This is a genomic window from Paenibacillus sp. FSL H8-0457 (genome assembly GCF_038051935.1).
GTDB classification, from domain to species: domain Bacteria; phylum Bacillota; class Bacilli; order Paenibacillales; family Paenibacillaceae; genus Paenibacillus_AQ; species Paenibacillus_AQ lautus_A.
Genome location: NZ_CP150293.1, coordinates 6,082,576 through 6,106,993, shown reverse-complemented (window position 1 = coordinate 6,106,993; position 24,418 = coordinate 6,082,576). Strand labels below are relative to the sequence as shown.

Sequence of the window (24,418 nt, the reverse complement as noted above, 5' to 3'; positions counted from 1 at the left end):
AGGAGGATGTCCCCCTATGAGAAATCTATCCTCGGAGATGCCCCAGGGTACAGCCGGCGGCGAGGCGAAGCGAGAACTTAAACAGAAGAGGATGTCGCGCCGCCGATTTCTGAAGATCGGCGTTTCCGTCTTGGCCGCAGCTGGCCTTGCGGGCGGTGCTTATGCGTCGTTATGGGAGCCTCGTCAATTGGATATTACGAGACACACGCTAACGTTTCCTTCGCTGCCCAAGGCTTTTGATGGCATGAAGATCGTCCAGTTTAGCGATTTGCACCTGGGCTTTCATGCAGGGGCGGACAACGCGGCTCGTGTGGTGCAAGCCATTCATCATGAAAAACCGGATATGATCTGTTTTACGGGAGATATGGTGGACGGCAATGCGGAAGATATGAGGGCTGCCATTCAACCGCTCGCTCAGCTGAAAGCCCCGTTAGGCTTATTCTCTATATTAGGCAACCATGATTACGGGGACGTGAAGAAGCTGATTGCTCTGGAGGAGGAGGCCGGGTTTCAGGTGCTGCGCAACGACGCCGTGAAGCTTAGGCGGGAGGGTGCCGTCTTCGCCGTTGCGGGCTTGGACGATGGCATCTGGGGAACGCCGGATCCGGAAGCTGCCATTCGGGATCTGCCTGAAGGCATGTTCAAGCTGCTGCTGATGCACGAGCCGGATTATGCAGATACTGCGGCAGTCTATCCCTTTCATCTTCAGCTATCCGGACACAGCCACGGAGGACAGATCCGCCTGCCTTGGATGGGCGAGGTGATCACGCCGCCTGGAGCCAAACGTTACGTGCAGGGCCTGTACACCGTGGGTTCCCAAGGCATGCAGCTCTATGTAAACAGGGGAATCGGCACGACGCATCTGCCTTTTCGTTTCCTATGCAAGCCGGAGCTTACCGTGCTTACGCTGCGGTCCATGGTTTAAGCGAAAGCGGGATATGTAATCTGATATGTAATCTGAAAATTTCAAGTTGAAAGGATCACTAGGAATTTGTTACACAATTGAAATATACCTGTTATCAAACTCTAACAGCCGCGGGTTAAACTTATCACATGACCCCCTTTTGAGAATATATATTATGTTTCGGACCCGGTAACGGGTCCACTTTTTTTGCCCATTTTGCCGCCAATACCCATGTAAATGCAAAAAAACAGAAGGAGTACCCCGTTAAAGAGGTACGGGCACCTTCTGTTTTTGTTCGAAATAGACCCATTCCGTGTATCCGATTTCCTTAAGCACCTTGGCCACTTCGTCAAATTCATCTCCGACCCGGGACGGTTTGTGGGCATCGGAGCCGAAGGTGACCTCGACGCCATGATGGTGCGCTACTTCCAATATGGCGTTCGACGGATACCAGCCGCCGCACAGCTTGGTTTTGCCGGACGTATTGATTTCGATGGCAAGGCCCGATTCCGCAATGACTTTCAGTGTTTCCTCAATCGCTTCATCGGCTTTGATCTCGGAGAATAGCGGATAATTGCCCTTCATAGCATCCATATGGGCAATGATCTGGAACATTCCACTTCGGGCGGATTGGCGGATCAGATTGAAGTATTCCTCTTTATCCGCAACCTGCTGCTGAGGCGTCAGCTTCTTCCAGCGGTTCTTGTTGAAGATGCTGACATCCCTGACGTGATGGATGGAGCCGATGATGTAGTCAAAAGGATAGGCCGATAACGCCTGCTGGTAAACCTGGGCATGGTTCGGGAAATAATCGGATTCGATGCCCAGCAGGACCTTGATTTTCCCCTCATATTCCCGCTTTAAGTCCAGAACCTCTTGCACGTAGGCCGCAAAGTCCGCTTTCCCCATGGAGATGGCCGGGAAGGGCTGTTCTTCCGGGCTTCCAAAGTATGGCGTATGGTCGGAGATCCCGATGACCTTTAAATCTGCTGCGATCGCAGCCTCGATGTAATCCCGGATATTGCCGTCGGCGTGGCCGCAGCGAAAGTGATGGGTATGCAGATCGAATTTCATATTGACCTCCTTCATGTCGCTTGATTGGTTATGGTTCTATGGGACGGTCGGCATTATTCACTGCTGATGAATTGGGTCTCGGGCATGCCCTTCAGATCACTAAGGAATTGGCGCATGGCCGAGCTGACATAACGCCCGCTCTTATAGATTACGCCGACAGGGTGGCTGACTTCAAGCTCGCTTAGGGGAACGATCTGCAGGGTGCCGTTGCGCAGCTCCGTCGCGACGGACTGCTTCGAAATAATCGCTGCGCCCAGATTGATCTCGACCATCCGCTTGATTTCTTCGCTGCTGGACAGTTCCATGACTACCTGAGGATCGACGCCGTGCTTCTTCATGACTTCATCGGCGAAGCGGCGGCCGACGGTGTCGCGCGTTAGCAAAATAAGGGGGGTTCCGGCCAGCACATCCATGTTGGCCGTGGAAAGCTTGGCCAGCGGATGCTGGGGTGATACGACCAGCTCAAAGGTATCGTAATACAGAACGGATGTGCTTAAGTTGGGATTGCGCTCGATCAGATAGCCGATTCCGATGTCGATGAGCCCGTTCTCCACGCTGTGGTAGATTTGGGAAGAGGCCATGGATTGAATGGTTGTTTTTATGTGAGGGAATTGATCCTGGAAGTAGGAAAGTACCCGCGGCAGGATCTGAATCGCTATGGAAGTGGTTGTGCCCAGCTGGATATGACCCTGGGGGGTTTGATCAAGGTCGGACAGCCGCTGCTTCAACTCATCCACGATGCCGAGGATCTGCTCGGCATGATCCACGAAGACCTGGCCCCGGTCCGTTAACGTCACGGGTTGGCTCCGGTCCACCAGCACCGTCTTAAATTCTTCTTCCAGGCTCTTGATCTGGGCGGATACCGCCGGTTGTGTCAGATTAAGAAGCTCTCCCGCTTTGCGAAAGCTCATCGTTTTGGAGATGGTAATAAGCGTTTCCAATTGGCTGATGTTCATAGCCTTCCTCCTTCTTGATATATTCTTCCGCTCATCTATCGCGTGCAACCTGTATGTTATAAATTATAGGTTATTCTCCCCGGTGGAGCAACGAAGGGAGCAAACCGGATGGTTTTCGGCCGAAAAAGATGAAAAACATTTTTATTTTCATTTTAATTATTATTAAAAGATGGGGAAACCATCCGATAATAGTAAAGTAGACATAGAAAAAAGGTGAGACCTAAGGCCCGTTTAAGCGAAAGGAATATCTTCGTACTAAAGCGTTTCAAGCGATAGCTGACATTGTAAGACAGTGGTCGGAATGAGTGCTGTCGCTATTTTGTGATGATTTATTACAAGGTATCCATTATAATGTTTAAATATATAGGTGGGACTTTGGGACCCTGACCAACAACCCAGTGAAAGGGGCGTAATGAGGAATGAAAGCGGAAGTCATCAATCCTTTTTTAGAGTCCGCACGACACGTTATCGAACAAGTCATACAGGTTTCACCCTCCACGGGGAATCTTGGGGTCAAAGAGATCGGATATATGGAGAATCATATCTGGATCCAAATCGGCATGACAGGCCAAATGAACGGTGACATCGTATTTGGAATTCAGGAGCAGGTAGCGCTGCAGATGGTATCGGTGATGATGGGCGGCTATGTCATTACCGAAATGGATGAGATGGGGCAAAGCGCGATTTCAGAGCTCGGCAACATGATCAGCGGCAATGCCAGCACCATTTTATCGAACCAGGGCGTCAGCGTGGATATCACACCTCCCAAGGTAATGAAGTCGGATAGCACCTCTAGTCTTATTCAGAAGAAGGCGCTATGTATTCCGCTTCGAATGGAAGGAATCGGAGAGCTGGATATTCAAGTCATGATTTCATAAAATAGGAGTAATGAACCCAATTCCGTGCGTAAAGCTGCTCTATGGATATTTTAGAATGGAGGGCTGCGCCGGTGAGGAAAGGGATAATGAAATCATGCTGAATCATAAAGTTGTAGTTGTTACGGGAGCATCCAGCGGAATCGGTGCCTTGATCGCGGAGAAGCTCTCCGCTCAGGGGGCTTACGTTGTTCTGTGCGCCCGTTCGGCCGATCGTCTGCAGGAGGTAGGTGCGCGTTTATCCGGTCCCCACGAGCTGGCAACCATGGATGTTCAGAACTCTGATCAGGTATCGTCTGTCATGGAGGCCGTATTTCATCGGCACGGCAGAATCGATGTGCTGATTAACAACGCCGGATACGGCAAGTTTGAAAGTATTATGGACATGCCACAGGAAGAGTTTCAGGATATGATGGACGTCAACTATATGGGCATTGTACGCTGTACGCAAGCGGTGCTGCCGGGCATGCTGAAGCAAGGGGACGGTCAAATCGTCAACATTGCATCCATGGCGGGGAAGATCGGAACGGCCAAATCCACGGCTTATTCGGCTACTAAGCATGCCGTGCTAGGGTTCAGCAATTCACTCCGCCAGGAGCTGCGGAACACGGGCATAACCGTATCGACCGTAAACCCCGGGCCGATCGATACGCCGTTCTTTTCCTTGGCCGATCCGACCGGCGGGTATGTCAAGAATGTAAGCTGGTTCATGATGAAGGCGGATTATGTTGCGGATCAGGTAGTAAAGCTGGTTCATAAACGCAAGGAAGAACTGAATCTTCCGAGACTGGCCTCCTTTGGCATAAGGCTGTATCAGCTGTTTCCGCGGTTTGCAGACCGTGTGTCTTACAAATGGATGAATAAGAAATGAGGACTATGCGCGCTACAAAGCTTCCGTTTCAGCTATAAGGTCCTGAAGCAGCGCAGTGGCTTGTTTTGTTTTTTCTGTATCCGATGAGAGCAGCGTGATCACTTGGTCCAGGCGTTCCTTGTAATTCGCCGGTTTGCGGGAGAAGGTCTCGATCATGGCCACCGCACGCTTCTCATTGATACAGTACATTTCATTTTTGGCAAAGAGCACTTGGTTCAAGCACGAAATGGAGCGGAAGCAGTGACCTGTAACATACGTGATGTCATCGCTGGAAGCCGTTTTATTCGCCAACATCAAAGAGAAAGATGCCTCGAAAGTGAAATAGCCGATCATCGCATCCTGCAGAGGCTTCGGATAGGGAGACGTTTTGGCTTTCAGAGTCTGTATGCGGTTATCCGAGTCCCATAATATGCGGCAGATCGCAATTTCCCCCATGTACATTACATTCAGATAGGCATGCGGATGTCCGGTTTGGTAATGCGCGGACACCTTTCCTGCCGAACAGTCGTCGATGATGCTAGACACGCGGTGCACATCCCGGAATAAGAAATCCACATGATACCCCTCGATCACTAACCATCCGCCCCCGTTAACCCAGGCTCCCCATTCGCCCAATGAAGTGATAATCCCGTCCCGATGCTCATCATCTAATTTCTTCGCGATTTTGGCGATGTCCTCCACCTTGAAACCTTGGGCTTCATCATAATAAATGCCGATATCGATATCGGAATCCGGTCTGGCGGTTCCTTTGGCCCTGGATCCCCCGAGAACGACTCCTGTAACGCCGGGTACCCCGCGAAGCTCTTCCGTTATCCGCTCAATTAAGTGATCCACTTGTGAAGTCATGCATATTCTCTCCTTCATTTCTCCCAACTGGGATTGAGTTGTCCTTATGTATACCTTAATCTCATGGATTCAATTTTCTCCCGGGTCCATTGAACCGCTTCGGCTGGCGAGGTGATGACTGCCTCCTCTCCGAGACGCCACACATAGTCCGCATAAAAGTTGACGTCGGTTGCCGGTATTTCAAGCCGAACGACGCCGCTGCCGTCCGTGTTCCGATGGATATGGGGACCGAGCCGTGTATCCGTCTCAAGCAGCCAGACCCCTTTGGAAGTTAATTCTACCTCAAAAAACTTCATCTCGACATCCCCGATCCCGGGCATGTCCTGCAGCGTTTGGCTCGCGATATCTTCACGGATCGATAAGGATTCATTGGGGCTGGCCGCCGTCATCCGGTCTACCCTGAATTGCCTGATGTCCTCTTGCGTAAAACAGTAGGCGGGACAATACCAGTACCCCGAGCTTGCATACAGCCCGATCGGCTGAATATGCCGCTGGCTGCTTCCGGCGGAAGAACGATAGGAGATCGTGACCGCTTGCCGGACCATGACGGCTTGCATTAACGTTTGTAAAATATCGGCCGACATCGGCCGGAACGGGCTGTGAATCATGACGCGATCCTTAAGACGTTCGATTTGCTCCTTAATATCTGCCGGCAAGTAATGATAGAACTTATGGAGCGCCGTGGCGGCTCCCTCACCGAAGGGCAGCGTACTGAAGTAGCTCAGGGATTGGCAGGCAAAAAAGACGGCAATCGCTTCGCTTTCCGTGAAACTGATCGGTGGCAGCATCCGTTCCTGCAGCAATCTGTAGCCGCCGCCTCGTCCTTGCACAGAGTAAATGGGGACGCCGAGCCCGCTCAGCTCATCCAGATCTCTTGATATCGTTCGAACGGAGAGTCCGAATTCGTCGGCCAGCTCTCTTACGGTAAACGACTTTTTTGCATTGATCATCATCATTAATTGAATCAGGCGCTGCGATTTCTGCATTACGAACCCCCAGTCTCTTGATTATTTATTTTATCTTATTCTCTAAATAAGACAACATTTGTCTTATTTAACGGATATGATGTTCTCAAGCAGCAAGGGTTCCATTGAATCCTTGGAACAGAGGTACATTATGAAAGGGGAATATGCATGACTAAACAACAAAAAATGATGCAGGAAGAACTGGGGTTTGTTTTTTTACATGGGGCCGGAATGAACGGAGGCGTGTGGGATATCGTTGCGGAAGGACTGGGCTATCCGTGTTTGAAGGTTGATTACCCGTCGCGGGAAGAGGCTGCAGGGATGCCCGGGCATCATTTGACGCTGGAGGATTATGTAACCCATATGGCGGAGCAGGTGAGAAGATGGGATACGGACAAGTTCGTCCTTGTGGCGCATTCCCTGGGCGGGGTGTTGGCCATGGAGCTGGCTGCCAGGTTATCCGAACGGGTAGCCGGATTCGTTGCCATCGGTGCCGCCATACCTAAGAGCGGCGGTTCGTTTGTTTCGGCGCTTCCGTTTCCCCAGAGGATCATCATGCCGGTTTTATTAAAAATGGCCGGAACGAAGCCGCCTGAATCCGTGATCCGCAAGGGGCTGTGCAGCGATTTGCCGGAGGAGCAGGCCTCCCGCATCGCAGCAGAGTTCATCCCGGAATCCCGTAGGGTCTATACGGATCGCGTTCAAGCATCCGCACCCCAAGTGCCTAAGCTTTACGTGAAGCTCACCCAAGACAAGGAGTTCGGAGAATCCTTGCAAGAGCGCATGGCAGCCAATCTGTCGGCGGACAGGGTGGAGAGCCTCAGCACCGGCCATCTGCCGATGCTGAGCGATCCCCTTGGTGTCCGGCGGATTCTGGAAGGCTTCGTTGGCCAAGTGAAAACAAGCCGTGAATCAGCTATCTCATCATAATCTGATCCCGTCTCGGGCCGACGGAGATCGTCTTGACGGGTACGCCAATGGACGATTCAATAAACTGCACGTATCGCTGCGCGGCTTCCGGGAGCTCGTCGAAGGAGCGGATGTGCGACAGGTCGCATTTCCAGCCCTTCAGCGTTCGCAGGACAGGCTTTGCGGAATGCAGATCGGCCGTTACCGGAAAATGGTCAATGATGCTTCCATCCTCTAATTCATAGCCGACGCATACCGGAATGTCATCCAGATACCCCAGTACGTCAAGGTTGGTGAGAACGGCTTCGGTAGCTCCCTGAATCATGCAGCCGTAACGGGTGGCTACCGTATCAAACCATCCCATTCGTCTTGGCCGGCCGGTCGTAACTCCGTATTCGCCTGCATCGCCGCCAAGGCGGCGGAGTTCATCCGCCTCATCCCCATGCAGTTCGGTCACGAAGGGGCCTGCGCCGACGCAGCTTGAGTATGCTTTAACAACGGCAATGACTTGGCTGATAGCGTACGGCGGAAGTCCTGCCCCGACCGGTGCATAGCCTGCCAGCGTGGAGGAGGAGGTGGAAAACGGGTAGATCCCGTGATCCGGGTCGCGCAGGGCTCCTAACTGGCCCTCCACAAGGATCGGATCGCCTTTCATATAAGCTTGCTGCAGCAGCGTGGTCGTATCCTGAATATACGGGGACAGGAACTGGAAGGGCTCCAATAGCTGCTTGACCATCTCATCAACGTTCAGCGGGTCCCTTCCGTAAAGATGCTGCAGCTGCACATTCTTGATGTCAAGCATCTGCTCGAGCCGTTCACGAAGCCGATCGGGGTGTAACAGATCAGCGACCTGAATGCCCAGCTTGGCATATTTATCCGCGTAGAAGGGCGCGATTCCGCGTTTCGTGGAACCGAATCCCCGGGCGCCGAGCCGTTCTTCCTTGAGTTCATCCAGCAGCCGATGAATGGGAAGCACGACCTGGGCGCGCTCGGATATAAACAGCTTCGGAGCGGGAACGTGTCTGGCTTCCAGTTCCTGAAGCTCCCCGATCAAAACCTCCATATCCAAAGCCGTTCCCGGACCGATGATATTCGTTACGTTTGGATAGAATACACCCGATGGCAGCATATGCAGCGAAAATTTCCCGTAATCGTTGATAATGGTATGCCCCGCGTTACTCCCTCCCTGAAATCGAACGACATACGACGATTGCGCCGCAAGAACATCCGTCATTTTACCTTTGCCTTCATCTCCCCAATTGGCTCCTACAATGGCTGTGACTGTCAAAACATGTTCGCCTCCTACGATCATTTTCTTGTACATGGCTCATTATATGAGCTGCTTGATTATAAATAAAATTGATATTTGTAATAGTAGACATTAGTTTCACTTATGTTATACGATTCTTTAGAGAAGAATACGGGTAACGGAGGGATTCGAAGATGAACTCTCGAATTTCGATCCAAGGTTCCTGTTATCATTTGATAAAATCGAGGTCATCATGATGGAAATCAATATGGAGTGGTATCGCGTCTTTTATTGGACTGCGCGGCTCGGCAGTTTATCGAGGGCAGCGGATCATCTGCATATCACCCAGCCAGCCGTCAGCCATACCGTTAAGCATTTGGAGGAAACGATCGGAGGTCCGCTATTCTTTCGGACCACCAAGGGAGTGAAACTCACGTCCGAGGGCGATGTGCTGTTTCGCTATATCGAGCAAGCCTTCGGTTTGATCGAAATCGGCGAGAAGGCGATCGCGGACATGCATAATTTGCACAGCGGCGAAATCAATATCGGGGCAAGCGATACGCTGTGCAAGTATTACCTGCTGCCGCATTTGGAGTATTTCCACGCCGCCTATCCGGATATTCGCATCCGCATCACCAACCGCACCACCCCGGAAACGCTGTCGCTTCTTAAGGAAGGGAAGATTGATTTCGGCATCGTCCATTTACCGGCTTCCGATAAACAAATCGACTTTCGCCCAAGCTCGCCGATCCATGATTGTTTAGTGGCTGGCAGGTCGTATGCGGAGCGGGCCGGATTACCGAACCCGTTGTCCCTTCACGATATCGGGAACTACCCGCTGCTTATGCTGGAGACTGGCGGAAGCACGAGGATGTACGTGGATCAATACGCCGAGCTCCAGGGCGTAAAGCTAAAACCGGAGTTCGAGCTTGGCAGCATCGAGCTGCTGGTACAGTTTGCCCGAAGCGGCTTCGGACTGGCTTTTGTCATTCGCGACTATGCCAAAGACGAAATGCAAACAGGCCAGCTGATCGAGGTGCCGCTCGATCCGCCGATTCCCGAGCGCAGCATCGGAATTGCAACGCTTCGAGGCATTCCGCTATCTGCAGCGGCCAAGTCGTTTCTCGCTCTACTGCCCTAGGCATGACCATCAAGCATAGCAGAAATAACCTGCATGAAACGCAGAGTAAGGCCATTTCTCATGTTTGATTTGGTGGCAACTCCTGTTTTGGCATATAATGAGAAAGAGTGAACAAGACTCGTTCGAAAAAACGCCTGCTGTACTTTCAATAAAGCAAACAAACTGCACGTAACGGAAGTTTCTCCAGCGATATCAGGCAGACGCGCTTTGGAATCATAGACTTCTGATATCTAAAAAAAGGATGGACTAACATATGACTGGAACTACATTTCATACATTAGGAATAGCGGAGGATTTGTCCTCCCGATTGGCGGAGTTCGGCATTGCCACGCCTTCTCCCGTTCAGGCTGAGGCGATTCCTCCCATACTCGAAGGCAAGGACGTGCTGGCGACTTCCCAGACGGGCACGGGAAAGACGCTTGCTTATTTGCTGCCCGTTCTTCAGGGCATCGATCCGGAGATCAAGGGAGCCCAGAAATTGATTCTCGCTCCGACGCAGGAGCTCGCCGTTCAGATCGTGAGAGAGAGCGAGCGCTACGGGGAAGCCCGCGGAATCGGCGTGCTCGGCCTGATCGGCGGTGCCGCGGCCAAGCGTCAGATTGAGAAGCTGCGGCTGCATCCGCAGCTGATCGTGGGAACGCCGGGACGCGTGCGGGAACTGATCGAAATCCGGAAGCTGAAAATGCACCAAGTGACCACGATCGTGGTTGACGAGGTGGACCAGGTGTTTAATCTAGGCGGCGCCGGCGATGTGGATCGCATCCTGCGCAGTGCCTTGCGCGACCGTCAATTGGTATTCTTATCCGCAACGGTGAGTCCGGAGACGGCCGAGCTCGTGAAGAAGGAGATGGATCAGCCCGTTGAAATCGGGATCGATCCGGAGCGTCGGACGCCGTCCGCGCTGGAGCATTATTATTTCGTCTCGGAAGAGCGCGACAAGCTGGACATGCTTCGCCGCGTGGTACGGCATTACAATCCCGACCGTGCGATCGTGTTCGTCAATGCCACCGAGGACTTGGCAGAGGTGGAGGCGAAGCTGAATTACCTTGGATTAAACGCAGCTGCCCTATACGGGGACGCCGACAAGATGACCCGGAGTCGGGTTTTGAACGCGTTTAGAGAAGGGCGCACCAAGCTTCTGGTGGCTAGCGATGTCGCCGCCCGGGGGCTCGATATTGAAGGGCTCGGCATGGTGATCAATTACGATCCGCCTATTGATGCCGAGCATTACACGCACCGCGCAGGCCGCACGGGACGCATGGGGCGGAGCGGCATGGCGATTACGCTTGTCACGGACCGTCAAACGTTCATCATGCGCAAGTTCAATCGCGAGCTGGGCATATCGATCGAAGAACGCGCCCTGTATGGCGGCAAGGTAAGAACCCCGCGTTCCGCTCCAACCGATCGGGGTCAAGGTCCCCGCGGGTCGGCTGCGGGGGCTGCCCGCAAAGACAAGCCTGCCCGAAAGCCCGCTTCCATCAGCGTCAATGGCAAGTCCGGAAACGGCAAGGCATCGGGCGAGCGTCAAAGTGAACGGGAGCGTGACCGCAAGAACAAGGGCGCTCCGAAATGGTTGAAGAACAAGCCTCCACGGGGCTAAAGCTGAGGCCTCCGCGAGCGTAGGGGCTTGCAGCGATGATGTTGTTTTTTGGGTCCGATTTATGCGGATTCGGTAAGGTCATCATCCGTGTGGATTGGACTCTTTTCAGAATAAGAGGTGATCGATAATGAGCGAACAGCCGGTATTGTCTGTTCAAGGATTAAGCGGCGGATATAGCATAAACCGACCGGTTCTGCATGACGTAACCTTTCAGGTGGAACCGGGGGAAATGGTAGGTTTGATCGGCCTGAACGGCGCGGGCAAGAGTACGACGATGAAGCATATCCTGGGTCTGATGAATCCGCAAAAGGGGATCATCCAGGTCCAGGGGAAGAGCCGCTCGGAGCATTCGGAAGCGTATCACAGCGCCTTGGCTTTCGTTCCCGAATCCCCGCTGCTGTATGAGGAAATGACGGTGCGCGAGCATTTGGAATTTACGGCTCGTTCCTACGGCGTGTCCCGCGAGGATTATGAGACGCGCTCGGCGCAGCTGTCGAAGATGTTCCGAATGGAAGAAAAGATGGACAGCCTGTCCACGCATTTGTCCAAGGGCATGCGCCAAAAAGTGATGATCATGTGCGCATTCGTCGCGAGACCGTCGCTGTACATCATCGACGAGCCCTTCCTTGGGCTTGATCCGCTCGGGATCCGCTCGCTGCTTGACTTTATGCTGGAATTGAAAGCATCCGGTGCTTCCGTATTGCTAAGCTCCCATATTCTCTCGACGATCGAGAATTATTGCGACCGGTTCATCGTGCTGCACCGCGGCAGCATCATTGCTCAGGGGACGCTGAAGGAAATCCAGGATCAAGCGGGAAGACCGGGCATGTCCCTGGAAGAGCTGTTCAATGTGCTGATTCAGGACGGTAAGGGCGAATGAATCTGCGTGAGCTGTATGTCAAACGACGCGGGCAGTTCTGGGGTGAAATCCTTCCCTATCTGGGTTATGTCATACAGAGCGGGGTCGCCGTCGTATTCCTGTTCCTGCTGATTGCATTCGCGGCATGGTATACCGCACTTCTGCAGCAAGTTCCGCCAGATCTGCCGATACGCTGGATCATGCTGATTTTCCTTGCGCCCCTCATGATCAACAGCAGCATTCGCACGTATCTGCGCACGGCGGATACGGTGTTCCTCATTCCGCAGGAATCCCGAATGAAGGAATATTTCCGCAAAGCATGGTTTAGCGGAGTCATATATAAAATCATCGGCTTGGGATTGGTCCTGCTCATTCTATGGCCTCTATACATACGCAGCGATGTTTCGCCAAAGACGCTGCTGGCTACGTTTGCTGTCCTGACCGTGTTCAAGCTGCTGTCCAGCTATGGCAGCTGGAAGGAGCAGCTTATGGTGTCACGGAACGCGGCAGCAGCCTATCGGGCACTCCGCTGGATCGTTCCGGCACTGAGCCTGGCTGCCTGGCTATGGCATCCAACGGGCCGTGCCCTCCTATTCATGGCGCTGCTCGGCCTCACGTATGTTGCCGCGTTATCCGTTCCCGTCAAACACTTGGTCGCCTGGGAGCGATTAATCGCCGTTGAGCAGCGGCAGGCAAGCCGGGTTATGATGGTGCTGAGCTGGTTCGTGAATGTGCCTCAGCGGGAGCAGCGCGTCCATGCGCGGAAATGGCTGTCCGGATGGGGGAAAGGATTGGCGTGGAAGAAGGAGAGCGCCTATCGCTTTCTTCTTATCAAGAGCCTGACACGCAGCGATATTCTGGGCATTCTGATCCGTGTCGGACTGCTTGGAGCCTTTATCGTATGGGCCACCCGGGATAGCCTGGTATCTGCGCTTGTATATCTGATCAGCCTGATGATTGTCGGGCTCCAATTGTCTGCGCTGCGCAAGCTGCATCCGGAATCGTTCTGGCTGCACGTCTATCCGCTTCCGGAAGGAACTCGCCGCGACAATGAAGGCAAGCTGATCTTCCAGGTACAGCTGTTCTGGGCCGTACTGCTGTGGCTTCCGCTCGTTCCGGGCATCCTTAGCGCGCCAGGGCGGATACTCGGTACGATGGCTGCAGGCATCGCGATTGTGTTCCTGTTCCGAAGCGCCGCTGCCCGAAAGAGCCGGCGCGAAGACGATGACGACGACGAATAGAATATAACGGGAAGAGGCCGGGACGTTAGCGTCCCGGCCTTCTATCGGTGGTTATCGTATGGGTTAGGGTTGGCTGCAGAAATCGCAGTGCGTCGTGTGGCGACCTGCGATTTCTAGTATAGCTGTTATCTGGTTGTCATTACACCCAGAAAGAACGAGTGATGATAACGAGCAGGATAAAGAGAACCAGGATTGCTCCGACTCCGTATCCACCGCCGTATCCGCCGTATCCACCGTGTCTTACTTCTTCAACTGCACCCATGTTCATTCCCCTTTCAGTTCGATGATTTATAGTACACGGTATTGTATGTAGCTATTGGTCTATGTGTATGGGCGAGCGTTTAGATATGGCAGAAGAAAAAATAAAGACCGGGGAGAATTCCCGGTCTTTATTTTACCTAAACGTTTATATATTCGGATGCATGGATCATCAAGCCTTCTGCAGATCCTGAATCCCTTTGTAGACCAGGTCGAACAGATCCTCCAAATACTCCTCGTCAATACAAGAGAAGGCGATCCGGAGATCATGCTCGCCGAGGGCGATGGTTCCTACGCCATACTCATGAATGAGATGGGAGCGGAGCTCCTCGGCGTTTACCGTGTTCAGCTTAAGGCACATGAAGTAGCCGGAGTTGAACGGATAGTACTCCCAAACATCGCCGTATTTGCCGCTGTCGAGGATGGACTTCACTTTGTTGGCTCGGCCCTTCATGATGACGAATTTCTCTTCCTTCTGCTCGTGGAATTCCGGCGATTTCAGCGCCTCCAGAACAAAGGTCTGCGAAGGGTGGGAGGCACTGGATATCGTTGCGCGGATAATGCCGAGCGTTTTCTGCTCCAGAGCGTCCAGCACGTCTTTATCTTCAGCCGCATACGTAATGAAGCCGACCCGGAATCCCCATACGAATTCTTCCTTCGTAGCACCGTCGACTTTCACGGGAAGCACGCGAGGATGAAGGCCCGCCAGGCGTCCGAAGAGCGATTCCTTCAGCGAATCTTCAAAGAACAAGCCGAAATACGCATCATCCGTTACGACGACAACGTTCATGCCGGCCTCGGCAGCTTCCTGAATCGCGGACACGATGGCCGCACCTTCCTCCGCGCCGGGCGTGTAACCCGTCGGGTTGTTCGGGAAGTTCAGCAGAACGACGGCTTTGCCTTTATCCTTCTGGCTCAGCAGAGCCTGACGAAGTCCGTCGGCGTTAAATTTCATATCGTCCGTGAAGAGAGGATAGGTTACATGAATGCCATGGCGGCGAATGCCGAAGGTCAGCTCGTAATTTTCCCAGTTTTTGTCGGGATAAATGACGGCATCCCCTTCATCCACGAACAAATCGGCTACGATGCTAAGTCCATGCGTCAGCGCATTCGTGACGATCGGATTGCTGAAGCTCTTGCCTTCAAGCGAAGGATTCTCCTGGATCATCTTGTTCCGCCATACGGAGCGAAGCTCCGGCTTGCCGGCCGGAGGGGCATACGGGTACAGATCCTTCGGCTGGTATGCCGAAAGTTTGTCTTGGATGACGCCCAGATGCATCGGGATTCCGCCCTCGGTTGCAATGCCGATCGTAGCGTTATATTTTTTCGCATGGCTCGTCGCTTCCGCGGATTGACTCAGGATGCCTTCCTTCGGGAAGTAGATTTCCCTGCCGAGTGTGGAGAGCATGTCGTACACATGCGGATTGCCAGCTTGCATTTTTCCATTCAATTGACCAACCAATGGGTTCATGAACTGATTCCTTCCTTCCGAATACTTTTGGTTAAGGTAAGAGCAGGTGACAAGTTGCCTTTACGTTTTCATTGCCTAACATTATACCACCTACCCCAGGAACCGTCACGGATAAATGTAATGCTTTAACGCGGTCCAGGGTGATACTTGCAAATCAGTCCTGCCGTCTCCTCGTCCCGATTCTTGCCGCGGCATTCCAGGCCTTCGATGACGGCTTGGAGCCGATCGGGCTTCAGGTTCTGGCCGAACTTGAACTTGGCGCTCATTCGCTGCGGAGTCAGCCGGATGACGGCTACCCCTTTCAGCCTGGAGATATAAGCCCGGTCGTTCGCGTCGATGGCGCGGTATCCGCCTTCAGGCTGCAGCTTTTGCATCAGCGCTTCCATCGCAAGCGCTTTTTCCTCCAGATCGTCTACGATCACGGCCTCGCCGATAGCGGTTACGCTTTTGAAATAGGCCGTGGCCGGGCATGCCATCTCGGGGTCGGAGAAATAGGAAGGGATGAGGGCATACTCATCCGCAATGGTGAAGCATACGGCGGGCGTCCGGCGGAGATGGTCCATTTTCTCACCCATCCGGCTGCCGTGAAAATAGAACGCTCCGTTGACATAGGCAAAATTCAAAGGCGTTACACGCGGGATTCCCTCTTCATCGGCTGTTCCAAGGAAACCAAAGCTCATCCCGCGAAGGAAGTCCTCGATCTCTTGGGGATCCTCCATCGCAAATTCGTCTCTTCTCATGGTTACATGCTCCCCCTATCATTTTGAATAACAGCATACGATGTTCATTGACAAGGAAAAAGCGCCAATTTAGAGTAATTTGTATAGTCCAATTTGATCGTAATCCCAAAATAGAGGAGACATCGTCATGGAGCTTGGATTGCCGTTCGAGACCTATGTGGAACAATATCGATATAAATATTTGGCTCTGTACCACGCGATTCGCGCCGCGATTCATAGCGGCAAGCTGCCGGAAGGCACGAGGCTTCCCGCAACCCGCGAGCTGGCCAGGCTCTACGGGGTGTCCAGGGGATCGGCCGCGCAGTGTTATGACATGCTCATGGCCGAGGGCTACGTCGTATCCCGGCAGGGCAGCGGAACATACGTGGCCGAGGGAATCGCTGCCACGGCAGGCCAGCCGCCATTGGCCGAGCGGGCGCCGGCGCTCTCCGCTTGGGGGCAGCGACTGATGAGCCAGAGCGGGGAATATGTCTCGGCACAGCTGCTGCTGAAGGAGCCTCCCCCGGGTACGATCTCTTTCGCGAATGCGAGGATGCCCATGGAGGATTTCCCTTATTCGGAGTGGCGGAGCGCGTTATCCTATGCAGGCGGAAGCGGGGGAGCCGAGCTGCAGAATGGAGCGCCGCCGGAGGGGGATATCGAACTGCGCCGGGCGATAGCCGGACACCTCCGGTTCACGCGGGGCATACAGGCGGATCCCGAGCATATCGTGGTTTTCAGCGGTTCCATGCAGGGGCTTGTCCTGATGTTTCAGCTGCTGGTTGATCCCGGCGATCACGTGGTGATGGAGGATCCGGGTTATCAGGGAATCCACCGGGGCATAAGCTTGAGCGGCGGGATTCCGCTGCCGTCCCCTGTCGACGATGCCGGATTGATTCCGTGCGAATGGGACGCCGGCCTGCTTGTCGTAAGCCCCAGCCGTCAATACCCGACCGGCGCGGTGCTGCCGCTGGAGCGAAGAAGGGCGCTGCTGAATTGGGCGCGAAGCCGCCAGGCCTTCATTATCGAGGATGATTACGACAGCGAATTCCGCTGGGGCGGCAAGCCGATCGAACCTCTGAAAATGCTGGACGACGAGGGGCGCGTCATCTTTGTCGGTTCATTCTCCAAAACGATGTTCACCGGCCTCCGCATCGGTTATGCCGTGCTTCCCCCGAGCCTGGTTGAGGCGGTCGTTCAGGCCAAGGCTCTGTACGAGCCGATCTCGCCAGCCGTATTGGAGCAGCGTGCCTTGGCCCGCTTTATTGTAAGGGGAGGTTACGGGCGGCATCTCAGAAGAATGACCCGGCTGTACGGCGCGCGGTATGAGGCGCTTCGCCATGGGATGGAAACCCACGCCTCGGGCTTGTTTCGCCTTCACCCCGGCGATGCCGGCCTGCACGTTTACGCGAACTGGCTGCGCTCCGCGGAAGAGTACGCCCTGTTCCAGGAGGCTGCCCGCAAGCGCGGCGTCATGTTTCGGGATGCGGCGGCCTATCATCGTACGCCCGGGCCGCCTGCCGCCTGCTTCGGCTTCTCGCATCTCGGCATATCCAGCATCGAAGAAGGGGTTGCCCGGATGGCGCAGGCATGGCGGGACATGCAAAAAACATAAAAAACGGGTATGATGGGAAAGAGGTCAATTTTTGAATGAGATGAGGGGGTTATGACGAGATGCTGAATGCATCGCCGTCTTCGTTTATAATCATGCCTGCGCTTGCCAAAATCGTTTGCGAGCCGGGCTGGAAATGGCAAAAACGCGAAAGGCCCATGCAGAACTACGATTTGTTCTATGTATGGAGCGGCGAAGGCACGGTCGAGCTAAATGACGAGCCCTTTACCGTGGGAAAGGGAAGCTGCTTCCTGTTCCGACCCGGAGATCATACGAGCGCGACGCACAATCCGCAGAAGCCGCTCGTATTGACATATATCCATTTTGACGTGACCGACCCGGTCGAAGAGATTCCGGCATCTTATCGCAAGCTGACGGAAACGATGGATTTCGAATATTTGCTTGCACGCTATGTGCGTTTGTATCTGGACAAGCCCTATGGTTCACTGGAAGAGGGCCAGCTCATTCTGAAGCAGCTGATGATTCATCTGCTGCGCTCGGATCTGGATGCTCCGGTGGTCAAAAAAGCAAGCAATCAGCTGTCCGAGGCGATCCATGAAATCGCGAATTACGTCCGCCAGCACCCGGGGGTTCCCCATCGGGTCGAGGATTTGGCGGCCAGAGCGGGGTTGTCTCCCCGCTACTTCTCGATCAAGTTCAAGGAGCTGATCGGCACGCCGGTGCAATCCTATATCATTCAGATGCGGATCGAGCGGGCGCAGCATCTGCTGCTGCATCAAGGGATGAACGTAACGGAAGTGGCCGACGCGCTGGGTTATCGGGATATTTTCTTCTTCAGCCGACAATTTAAGCAGTATACGGGCAAGAGCCCATCCGAAATTCGGTGATTCCCCGCCCTTCCATAACTTACCTGCTTGGTGGAAGGGGCCTATGGGTTTCATAGCAAGCGATTTAGGGTAAAAACGACGTACAGTTTCATTTTAAGATATCAGAAAGTATAAATTCGAAGCATGAGCCTTCCTGATATCGCAAGAAAAACTTCCGCTAAATGCGGTCTGTCTTCTATGCGAGTACGTCGATAGACGTTTTTCTTATGAAGGGGGGAGAGGGGAATGAGCCCAAGAAGACGGGTGCGTGGACGTTTCTTCAGTCGTGGCGGCTGCGGTATTTTCAGAAATCGCTTGCGCCGCATGAAGACAACGAATCCGAATCATCAGGACGTTTGGTTTTAAAGGACCTTGGCCTACATACGGGTGATGTTGAATCCCGTTATCATATACGCATTTCGCTGGAAACACGCAAAAGGGAGCTGACAAGCTCCCTTTTTTTCGATATGTTTTGGAGTCCCCGCAAAGTATTTGGAATAAGCATCGAAGCATAGGCTCCGCTTTGTGGGGCTATTTAGTGGGTGCCTATACGGACAGGGAGTTTGTCTGATTACGTTGTAAAGGGATGCAGCTGCGATAGACTCTGTTGACATTGCAAACATTTGATATATTGGGAATATACATAAAACGCTTAAGAGCAGAGCTCGAAAAAGTAAGGGATTAGGCATTTGGATAAAGGAAGGATGTTGGCATGTGAGAGGAATAACGGCATCGACGGAGCCGGCGGTGATCCGGTGGTAACGGCGGGAGCAGGGAAGGTTGCGCTGGTCACGGGCGCGTCAAGCGGGTTCGGACTGCTGATCAGTCTGGAGCTGGCAAAAGCAGGTTATGACGTGGCCGCGGGTCTTCGCAGACCTGAGGCGGCAGCAGAGCTGTTGGCTCAGGCTGAACAAGCAGATGTTACCGGGCGTATTCACATCTTCCGATTGGATATAAGTGCCGAGGAGCAGGTCAAGGCTGCTGCTTCGGCGCTGGAGCAGAAGTTCGGCCGCTTGGACGTGCTGGTGAACAACGCCGGCGAGGCGGTGGGCGGCATGGTGGAGGAAGTGCCGCTGGGGGGCTGGCGAAAGCAGATGGAGACGAATTTCATCGGGACCGTATCGGTGACGCAGCATATGCTCCCGCTGCTGCGCAAGACCGGACGGTCTAAAATCATTCTCATGAGCAGCATTAGCGGCAGGGTCGGCTTTCCGGGTTATGGTCCCTATGCCGCTTCCAAATTTGCGCTGGAGGGGTTCGGCGAGAGCCTGTCCATGGAGTTGATGCCCTTTGGGATCGACGTCGTGCTGGTCCAGCCCGGTGCCTACGGCACGCCGATCTGGAACAAGAGTTTTGGGGAGCTGGCGGTCAAGGAAGGATCACCCTACAGCGATCTGCTGAAGGGCGTGCTGGACTATTCCGAGCGGACGGCCAAGGAAAGCGGGGATCCGCAGGAGGTAGCCCGTCTTGTGGCAAGCATATCGTCCATGACCAAACCGAGGTTCCGCTATACGCTGCCCCGAGGCACGCGGCTGACCGCGCGGATCAAGGGACTGCTGCCAGATCGGCTGTTTCAGCGGATCATTTACCGGCTGCTGAGCAGGCGGTAATCCTTCATCCGTCGAATGTTTCATGGACTTAGCTTAAAGCGCATGCTTGGAAGCTGAAAGGAATTACCCTTTTCGGGCTGTGGAAGGGTGCAGCAAACCGAGCAGTTCTCCCATCTTCACCTTGGAGCCCGGTTCCAAGTCACCGCGGGGTGTAAACGTGCCGTTCTCCGTCAAGAGCACGACGGTAGAGCCGAATTCAAAGTACGCAAGTTCGTCGCCAATGTCGTATTTCTTCACGCTCTCGTCGGCATAACGGATGCTGCTTACGTTCATGGCTCCGACCTTCACGACCGCAACTTCGCCGAATTCATGGGCAATATAGGTAATGAGGCGCTCGTTGCGGCTGAGCACGTTCCGGATATGGGTCATCGCAAAATCGTTCACGGGGTATACCCGGCCCTTCAAATGCTCGCTTTCCGCTTGAATGCCGGTTACCGGGGAATGTATGCGATGATAGTCGGTGGGGCTTAAATACAATACGAATGCATAACCGTTGATATAATTCTCCATTCTCGGTGACTTGGCGAGCAGCTCGCTCAGGGTATAATCCTGTCCCTTGACGCTGAGGATGGTGCCGGCGTTGACGGCGCACATCGCCGAAATCGTGGCATCGACGGGGCTTACCATGGCATCGGCGGTGTCGTCTATGGCGCGGAGGCCTATTTTTAACCGGCGGGAAAAGAATTCGTTCAGCGAACGGTATTCGTGGATCTCCTTCTCCGCTTCATGCGCCGGGATTTGGTAGATTCGTATAAATGCAGGTATTAGATGACGGCTCAGCCGGCTGTGGGAACAATGCCCCATGATGCGGGACAGCCACTTGCGGGAGGACAGCTCGGTCATCAGACGCAGCAATTGTTTAGCCATGTCATTCTCCTTTGTGCATAGGTGTCGGCAATAAAACGTTGGTGGAAAAGCCAATCACTCTGATATTGACATAGAATGAGCCGGAAATCAATAAATAGCCATTTTTGAAAAAAGGTTCTTGCTAATTGGGGAACGAATGTGTATTTTAAGATTAACATGAAACCGAATAGGGAATACGGGGGCTTGAGTGAATCAGGCTGAGATTGCAGCTGCTATCCGCTGTTGACCGTTAATCTGAACTGGGTAATGCCAGCGTAGAGAATATCCGACCCTGCCTACATAGGGCCTATTTTTCCGTCTGCGCGTTTTTCCAGACGGTTTTTTGTTGTGTTTATACAAAAAAAGCGGTGGAGAGGGGAATGTGTTGTTATGGGAACGTCTGTGCAAGAGAAATTGGGGGTACAGCCTAGAAAAGGGCTGCGATTAAGCGATATTTTGGTGACGGTGCTGGTATCGCTGGTGCTTGGCGTCATTTATCACTTCTGGGGATCGGTTTACAATCTGCTGAAACCGCTGTTCTTCGAAGCGGATGAACTGTTATACGGCATGTGGTTCGCAGCGGCCACGCTCGCTTACCTGCTGATCCGCAAGCCGGGAGTGGCCATCATCGCGGAGGTGGCGGCGGCCCACGTGGAAGTGCTGTTCGGGAGCGGCTGGGGACTGACGCTGCTGCTGTACGGTCTCATTCAAGGGCTGGGCGCGGAATTGGTATTCGCGGCGTTCCGTTACCGGAGCACCTCGGCGTGGACGGTGGCGATTGCCGGGGCCGGCGCGGCGGTCGGCTCGATGGTGATGGACTTCTATTACAGTTATACCGATGATCTTCAGACCTGGATGTTCCTTGCCAAGTATGGCATGCGGATTCTCAGCGGCGCCGTCATTGCCGGCTTGCTCATGCTGCTGCTGGCCAAAGCGTTGGACCGTACGGGCGTCACATCCCTGCTGCGCCCTGCGTCCAAGAAGGATTATGAAGCACTGGATGATCCGCGCCATGTCTAAAACCGCCGCCCGCTTGGTTTCGTCTTCAACCGCCGAGGCGGTTACGGAGCAGGCCGTGCATGTGGAGGGATTGCGCCTGAAGTATCCGGGCGAGGAGCGTTTGATGTTTAAGGACTTGTCCTTCTCGGCTGCCCGCGGGGAAAAGGTGCTGCTGCTCGGTCCGAGCGGCTGCGGCAAATCTACGCTGCTTCAGGTGCTTAGCGGGATGATTCCCCGCGCCACGGAGGTGCCGATGAAATGCGAAGCCCAGCTGGTGCCTCGCTCTTGGGGATATGTATTCCAAGATCCGGATACCCAGTTCTGCATGCCGTACGTGGATGAAGAGCTGGCCTTCGTGCTGGAGAACCTCAGCGTTCCCCGCGACGAGATGAAGGAGCGAATGCAAGCCGTCCTGCATGAGGTTGGGCTTGACCTTCAGGAGCTGCATATGCCGATCGGTCATCTGTCGCAGGGGATGAAGCAGAGGCTTGCGCTGGCTTCGGCCCTTCTGCTGGAGCCGGAGGTGCTGTTCCTCGATGAGCCGTCCGCCCTGCTCGACCCGGAAGGCAGGGAGCAAATCTGGTCAGCGGTGAAGGCCGTATCGGAAGGGCGTACGCTGATTATCGTGGAGCACCGGATTGAAGAAATGGCCCAATACGTGGACCGCGTGGTGCTGTTCACCCCGGATGGCGCCATTCTGGGCGATGGTCCGCCGGCAGCGATATTCGCCGAGTATGCGCGCGAGCTTCAGGCGTATGGCATCTGGTATCCCGGCGTATGGGAGGATTATGCGGAGTCTCGGGTAGGACGGGAGCTGTTTGCTCCGGTAGACGCGCCAGGCGATGAGCTGGGAAGTCTCATACCTGAGGCAGACTCAACGTATGCCCACCTTGGGGAGCCTGTCATTCGGTTAGATGATTTCCGGGGACTGCGATGGGAGAAACCGGTCGTCTCTCTTCCTTCGGCTGAGGTATACCCCGGAGATTTCATTGCGGTGATCGGGCCGAACGGCGCAGGCAAAAGCTCGCTGCTGCTCAGTTTGATGGGGCTCCTGCGCGCCGAAGGGACCTATGTGCTCTGCGGGGAGGAGGTCATCCAGGGCAAGCGCAGGAAAGTGCGGAAGAAGAGAGAGCGGCAGCTGCGCCAAATCGGATTCGTGTTTCAGAATCCGGAGCTTCAGTTTCTGACGGAACGTATCGGCGATGAGGTGATGTACTCGCTGCTGGTGGACCAAATGCCGCCGGATGAAGCGAAGGCACGGGCCGACCGCTGCCTGGAACGCTTTGGGCTGGACGGCATGGATAACAGGCACCCGTACCAGCTGTCGACAGGCCAGAAGCGCCGGCTGAGCGTTGCCACGGCCATGGCAAGGCAGCCGGCCGTCCTGCTCCTGGATGAACCGACCTTCGGACAGGATGCGCGGAACACGTTCGCGATTCTGGAGATGTGCGAACGGCTGCGCCGCTCCGGAACCGCCATTCTCATGGTGACCCATGAAATGGAGATCGCGCAGCGGGCGGCCACGCACATCTGGGAGATTCGGGAAGGGCGGTTGACGTCAAGTTTGCCTTCCCCGCGCTGGTGTAGCGGGACCGAATCCGGACGGGAGACGGGCAAAGCGAATCACGCCGATGCGTTGCGGGATACGCTGGCTGCATCCGGTCATCTCCATACGGGGGTGAACGCATGAATATATGGAATCCTGTGCGGATCACTTGGCTGCACCGGGCGAATCCGGTGGTGAAGCTGGGACTGATCTGTGCGCTGTTTTTTATGACGGTGCTGACCCATGATCTTGATTTTGTCATGTATCAGGCCTTTATCTTTATGATTTGCCTCGTGGTGCTCAGCGGGGTGAAGCCGTGGAAGATGCTGCTGTTTTTCATTCCGTTCCTGCTTGCCTTTATATCGTCAGCCTCTTCCATGATGCTGTTCGGTAAGGGGGAGACGATCTGGTGGGAATGGGGATTGTTCCGGGTATCGGAAGAAAGCTTCTATCGGGGGCTGCATCTGGGCTTTAAGGGGATTGCCTTTGCATCGGAGGGACTGCTGCTCGTGACGACAACGTCCTCGGTGGATCTGTTCTACAGCCTGATGCAGAAGCTGAGGCTGGCGCCGAAGTATGCATACAGCTTCATGGCTTCGATCCGGCTGCTGCCGATGGTCTGGGAGGAATATGTGATCCGCCGCCAGGCCTTGAAGGTACGGGGAGTCCGCCCGATTCGGGGAGTTCGCGGCATGGTGAACCGTGCAGGCATGTATGTGGTGCCGCTCCTGGCGCAAAGCATCCGCCGGGCACACCGGGTGGCTGCGGCGATGGAGGCGAAGCAATTTGACGGGGAACGGGCGAAGGCCCGAACGTATTATTACCCGTCACGATATTCCCGCTACGATCTTCTGGTCGTCGGTTTACTGGCATCCGCCGCCTGCTGCGCTTATATGGCGGCCGGATATTTTCCTTGGTTCGGCATTGGCGACGTGCGGTTTGATTAAACCGTTGTTCTCCGGACAAGAGCCTGCTTACGGCTTGTAAGCAGGCTCTTTTTTTATAGAAAACTCTGGATTTTATGCTGATTGAAGCGTTAT

23 protein-coding genes and 1 riboswitch are annotated in these 24,418 nt (G+C 54.2%); of the genes, 14 read left to right on the top strand and 9 right to left on the bottom strand.

Translation table 11 applies throughout. The annotated features are described in order from the left end of the window. Positions 1 to 16: 16 nt before the first annotated feature. A complete protein-coding gene (locus MHI43_RS27435; protein WP_036665082.1) occupies positions 17 to 925 on the top strand; it encodes a metallophosphoesterase in 909 nt (302 codons plus the stop codon). Between the two features lie 243 nt (positions 926 to 1,168). On the opposite strand, the gene MHI43_RS27430 is transcribed toward MHI43_RS27435, so the two are convergent. Beyond that, positions 1,169 to 1,978 (bottom strand): histidinol-phosphatase, encoded by an 810-nt coding sequence (locus tag MHI43_RS27430; protein WP_015737398.1) that lies wholly within the window; start codon positions 1,976 to 1,978, stop codon positions 1,169 to 1,171. Between the two features lie 53 nt (positions 1,979 to 2,031). Continuing rightward, a complete protein-coding gene (locus tag MHI43_RS27425; protein WP_009593067.1) occupies positions 2,032 to 2,934 on the bottom strand; it encodes a LysR family transcriptional regulator in 903 nt (300 codons plus the stop codon). 419 nt (positions 2,935 to 3,353) lie between these two features. On the opposite strand from MHI43_RS27425, the gene MHI43_RS27420 reads away from it, so the two are divergent. Together MHI43_RS27420 and MHI43_RS27415 are read left to right on the top strand one after the other, a co-directional pair. After that, on the top strand, positions 3,354 to 3,812 hold the full coding sequence (locus tag MHI43_RS27420) for a chemotaxis protein CheX (RefSeq protein WP_009593072.1): 459 nt from the start codon (positions 3,354 to 3,356) through the stop codon (positions 3,810 to 3,812). A gap of 94 nt (positions 3,813 to 3,906) precedes the next feature. Further along, positions 3,907 to 4,680, top strand: a complete 774-nt coding sequence (locus MHI43_RS27415; RefSeq protein WP_313958358.1) for an SDR family oxidoreductase — start codon at positions 3,907 to 3,909, stop codon at positions 4,678 to 4,680. A 12-nt stretch (positions 4,681 to 4,692) separates the two neighbouring features. Here the strand turns inward: MHI43_RS27415 and MHI43_RS27410 are convergent, their stop codons facing one another. Together MHI43_RS27410 and MHI43_RS27405 are read right to left on the bottom strand one after the other, a co-directional pair. After that, positions 4,693 to 5,526: a nucleotidyltransferase domain-containing protein gene (locus MHI43_RS27410; RefSeq protein ID WP_015737396.1), complete on the bottom strand. Its 834-nt coding sequence runs from the start codon at positions 5,524 to 5,526 to the stop codon at positions 4,693 to 4,695. A gap of 44 nt (positions 5,527 to 5,570) precedes the next feature. After that, positions 5,571 to 6,512, bottom strand: coding sequence for a YafY family protein (locus MHI43_RS27405; protein ID WP_015737395.1), 942 nt, complete (start codon positions 6,510 to 6,512; stop codon positions 5,571 to 5,573). Positions 6,513 to 6,659: 147 nt separating this feature from the next. Between MHI43_RS27405 and MHI43_RS27400 the strand changes: the two genes are divergently transcribed. Next, entirely contained in the window at positions 6,660 to 7,421 is a 762-nt protein-coding gene (locus tag MHI43_RS27400) for an alpha/beta hydrolase (protein ID WP_015737394.1), read from the top strand. On the opposite strand, the gene MHI43_RS27395 is transcribed toward MHI43_RS27400, so the two are convergent. Continuing rightward, positions 7,408 to 8,688 carry an adenylosuccinate synthase gene (locus tag MHI43_RS27395; protein WP_036665088.1) on the bottom strand — a complete coding sequence of 427 codons (1,281 nt, stop codon included), beginning with the start codon at positions 8,686 to 8,688 and terminating at the stop codon, positions 7,408 to 7,410. The two genes, MHI43_RS27400 and MHI43_RS27395, sit on opposite strands and share 14 nt — an antisense overlap. A gap of 217 nt (positions 8,689 to 8,905) precedes the next feature. Here MHI43_RS27395 and MHI43_RS27390 point away from each other — a divergent pair, with 217 nt between their 5' ends. The 4 genes from MHI43_RS27390 (at position 8,906) to MHI43_RS27375 (ending at position 13,490) form a co-directional block, all read left to right on the top strand. Next, positions 8,906 to 9,790, top strand: a complete 885-nt coding sequence (locus tag MHI43_RS27390; protein ID WP_036665090.1) for a LysR family transcriptional regulator — start codon at positions 8,906 to 8,908, stop codon at positions 9,788 to 9,790. A gap of 253 nt (positions 9,791 to 10,043) precedes the next feature. Beyond that, positions 10,044 to 11,390, top strand: a complete 1,347-nt coding sequence (locus MHI43_RS27385; RefSeq protein ID WP_015737391.1) for a DEAD/DEAH box helicase — start codon at positions 10,044 to 10,046, stop codon at positions 11,388 to 11,390. Positions 11,391 to 11,517: 127 nt separating this feature from the next. Further along, a complete protein-coding gene (locus MHI43_RS27380; protein WP_015737390.1) occupies positions 11,518 to 12,270 on the top strand; it encodes an ABC transporter ATP-binding protein in 753 nt (250 codons plus the stop codon). After that, positions 12,267 to 13,490: an ABC transporter permease gene (locus MHI43_RS27375; RefSeq protein ID WP_015737389.1), complete on the top strand. Its 1,224-nt coding sequence runs from the start codon at positions 12,267 to 12,269 to the stop codon at positions 13,488 to 13,490. The genes MHI43_RS27380 and MHI43_RS27375 overlap by 4 nt, the downstream gene beginning before the upstream one ends. A 139-nt stretch (positions 13,491 to 13,629) precedes the next feature. Here MHI43_RS27375 and MHI43_RS27370 read toward each other — a convergent pair whose 3' ends face one another. From MHI43_RS27370 to MHI43_RS27360, 3 genes are all read right to left on the bottom strand, one after another. Continuing rightward, positions 13,630 to 13,752: a hypothetical protein gene (locus MHI43_RS27370; protein ID WP_009592125.1), complete on the bottom strand. Its 123-nt coding sequence runs from the start codon at positions 13,750 to 13,752 to the stop codon at positions 13,630 to 13,632. A gap of 168 nt (positions 13,753 to 13,920) precedes the next feature. Continuing rightward, entirely contained in the window at positions 13,921 to 15,219 is a 1,299-nt protein-coding gene (locus MHI43_RS27365) for an aminotransferase class I/II-fold pyridoxal phosphate-dependent enzyme (RefSeq protein WP_009592117.1), read from the bottom strand. Between the two features lie 125 nt (positions 15,220 to 15,344). Beyond that, on the bottom strand, positions 15,345 to 15,959 hold the full coding sequence (locus tag MHI43_RS27360; protein WP_015737388.1) for a pyridoxamine 5'-phosphate oxidase family protein: 615 nt from the start codon (positions 15,957 to 15,959) through the stop codon (positions 15,345 to 15,347). Between the two features lie 127 nt (positions 15,960 to 16,086). On the opposite strand from MHI43_RS27360, the gene MHI43_RS27355 reads away from it, so the two are divergent. The 3 genes from MHI43_RS27355 to MHI43_RS27345 all read left to right on the top strand — a co-directional run bounded on the left by MHI43_RS27355 (position 16,087) and on the right by MHI43_RS27345 (position 19,987). Next, on the top strand, positions 16,087 to 17,553 hold the full coding sequence (locus tag MHI43_RS27355) for a PLP-dependent aminotransferase family protein (protein WP_015737387.1): 1,467 nt from the start codon (positions 16,087 to 16,089) through the stop codon (positions 17,551 to 17,553). Positions 17,554 to 17,612: 59 nt separating this feature from the next. After that, complete coding sequence (locus MHI43_RS27350; RefSeq protein ID WP_009594561.1) at positions 17,613 to 18,398, top strand: AraC family transcriptional regulator; 786 nt, start codon at positions 17,613 to 17,615, stop codon at positions 18,396 to 18,398. Positions 18,399 to 19,081: 683 nt separating this feature from the next. Further along, positions 19,082 to 19,987 (top strand): oxidoreductase, encoded by a 906-nt coding sequence (locus MHI43_RS27345; protein ID WP_015737386.1) that lies wholly within the window; start codon positions 19,082 to 19,084, stop codon positions 19,985 to 19,987. A 63-nt stretch (positions 19,988 to 20,050) separates the two neighbouring features. On the opposite strand, the gene asd is transcribed toward MHI43_RS27345, so the two are convergent. Beyond that, complete coding sequence (gene asd / locus MHI43_RS27340; RefSeq protein ID WP_015737385.1) at positions 20,051 to 20,854, bottom strand: archaetidylserine decarboxylase; 804 nt, start codon at positions 20,852 to 20,854, stop codon at positions 20,051 to 20,053. Positions 20,855 to 21,019: 165 nt separating this feature from the next. Further along, a riboswitch (TPP riboswitch) is annotated at positions 21,020 to 21,132 on the top strand. A gap of 91 nt (positions 21,133 to 21,223) precedes the next feature. Between asd and MHI43_RS27335 the strand changes: the two genes are divergently transcribed. From MHI43_RS27335 to MHI43_RS27325, 3 genes are read left to right on the top strand one after another with little or no spacing between them, the layout of a single operon-like run. Then, on the top strand, positions 21,224 to 21,853 hold the full coding sequence (locus tag MHI43_RS27335; protein ID WP_015737384.1) for an ECF transporter S component: 630 nt from the start codon (positions 21,224 to 21,226) through the stop codon (positions 21,851 to 21,853). Further along, positions 21,846 to 23,522 carry an ABC transporter ATP-binding protein gene (locus MHI43_RS27330; RefSeq protein ID WP_049788745.1) on the top strand — a complete coding sequence of 559 codons (1,677 nt, stop codon included), beginning with the start codon at positions 21,846 to 21,848 and terminating at the stop codon, positions 23,520 to 23,522. The genes MHI43_RS27335 and MHI43_RS27330 overlap by 8 nt, the downstream gene beginning before the upstream one ends. Beyond that, complete coding sequence (locus MHI43_RS27325; protein ID WP_015737382.1) at positions 23,519 to 24,325, top strand: energy-coupling factor transporter transmembrane component T; 807 nt, start codon at positions 23,519 to 23,521, stop codon at positions 24,323 to 24,325. Before MHI43_RS27330 ends, MHI43_RS27325 begins: the two co-directional genes overlap by 4 nt. Positions 24,326 to 24,418: the final 93 nt, after the last annotated feature.

Coding starts and splice junctions, on each gene's coding strand:
- MHI43_RS27335 (WP_015737384.1), top strand. CDS start 21,224: ATGGGAACGTCTGTGCAAGAGAAATTGGGGGTACAGCCTAGAAAAGGG.
- MHI43_RS27430 (WP_015737398.1), bottom strand. CDS start 1,978: ATGAAATTCGATCTGCATACCCATCACTTTCGCTGCGGCCACGCCGAC.
- MHI43_RS27375 (WP_015737389.1), top strand. CDS start 12,267: ATGAATCTGCGTGAGCTGTATGTCAAACGACGCGGGCAGTTCTGGGGT.
- MHI43_RS27415 (WP_313958358.1), top strand. CDS start 3,907: ATGCTGAATCATAAAGTTGTAGTTGTTACGGGAGCATCCAGCGGAATC.
- MHI43_RS27425 (WP_009593067.1), bottom strand. CDS start 2,934: ATGAACATCAGCCAATTGGAAACGCTTATTACCATCTCCAAAACGATG.
- MHI43_RS27420 (WP_009593072.1), top strand. CDS start 3,354: ATGAAAGCGGAAGTCATCAATCCTTTTTTAGAGTCCGCACGACACGTT.
- MHI43_RS27355 (WP_015737387.1), top strand. CDS start 16,087: ATGGAGCTTGGATTGCCGTTCGAGACCTATGTGGAACAATATCGATAT.
- MHI43_RS27350 (WP_009594561.1), top strand. CDS start 17,613: ATGCTGAATGCATCGCCGTCTTCGTTTATAATCATGCCTGCGCTTGCC.
- MHI43_RS27385 (WP_015737391.1), top strand. CDS start 10,044: ATGACTGGAACTACATTTCATACATTAGGAATAGCGGAGGATTTGTCC.
- asd (WP_015737385.1), bottom strand. CDS start 20,854: ATGGCTAAACAATTGCTGCGTCTGATGACCGAGCTGTCCTCCCGCAAG.
- MHI43_RS27380 (WP_015737390.1), top strand. CDS start 11,518: ATGAGCGAACAGCCGGTATTGTCTGTTCAAGGATTAAGCGGCGGATAT.
- MHI43_RS27370 (WP_009592125.1), bottom strand. CDS start 13,752: ATGGGTGCAGTTGAAGAAGTAAGACACGGTGGATACGGCGGATACGGC.
- MHI43_RS27405 (WP_015737395.1), bottom strand. CDS start 6,512: ATGCAGAAATCGCAGCGCCTGATTCAATTAATGATGATGATCAATGCA.
- MHI43_RS27345 (WP_015737386.1), top strand. CDS start 19,082: ATGTTGGCATGTGAGAGGAATAACGGCATCGACGGAGCCGGCGGTGAT.
- MHI43_RS27410 (WP_015737396.1), bottom strand. CDS start 5,526: ATGACTTCACAAGTGGATCACTTAATTGAGCGGATAACGGAAGAGCTT.
- MHI43_RS27365 (WP_009592117.1), bottom strand. CDS start 15,219: ATGAACCCATTGGTTGGTCAATTGAATGGAAAAATGCAAGCTGGCAAT.
- MHI43_RS27390 (WP_036665090.1), top strand. CDS start 8,906: ATGGAAATCAATATGGAGTGGTATCGCGTCTTTTATTGGACTGCGCGG.
- MHI43_RS27435 (WP_036665082.1), top strand. CDS start 17: ATGAGAAATCTATCCTCGGAGATGCCCCAGGGTACAGCCGGCGGCGAG.
- MHI43_RS27400 (WP_015737394.1), top strand. CDS start 6,660: ATGACTAAACAACAAAAAATGATGCAGGAAGAACTGGGGTTTGTTTTT.
- MHI43_RS27360 (WP_015737388.1), bottom strand. CDS start 15,959: ATGAGAAGAGACGAATTTGCGATGGAGGATCCCCAAGAGATCGAGGAC.
- MHI43_RS27325 (WP_015737382.1), top strand. CDS start 23,519: ATGAATATATGGAATCCTGTGCGGATCACTTGGCTGCACCGGGCGAAT.
- MHI43_RS27330 (WP_049788745.1), top strand. CDS start 21,846: ATGTCTAAAACCGCCGCCCGCTTGGTTTCGTCTTCAACCGCCGAGGCG.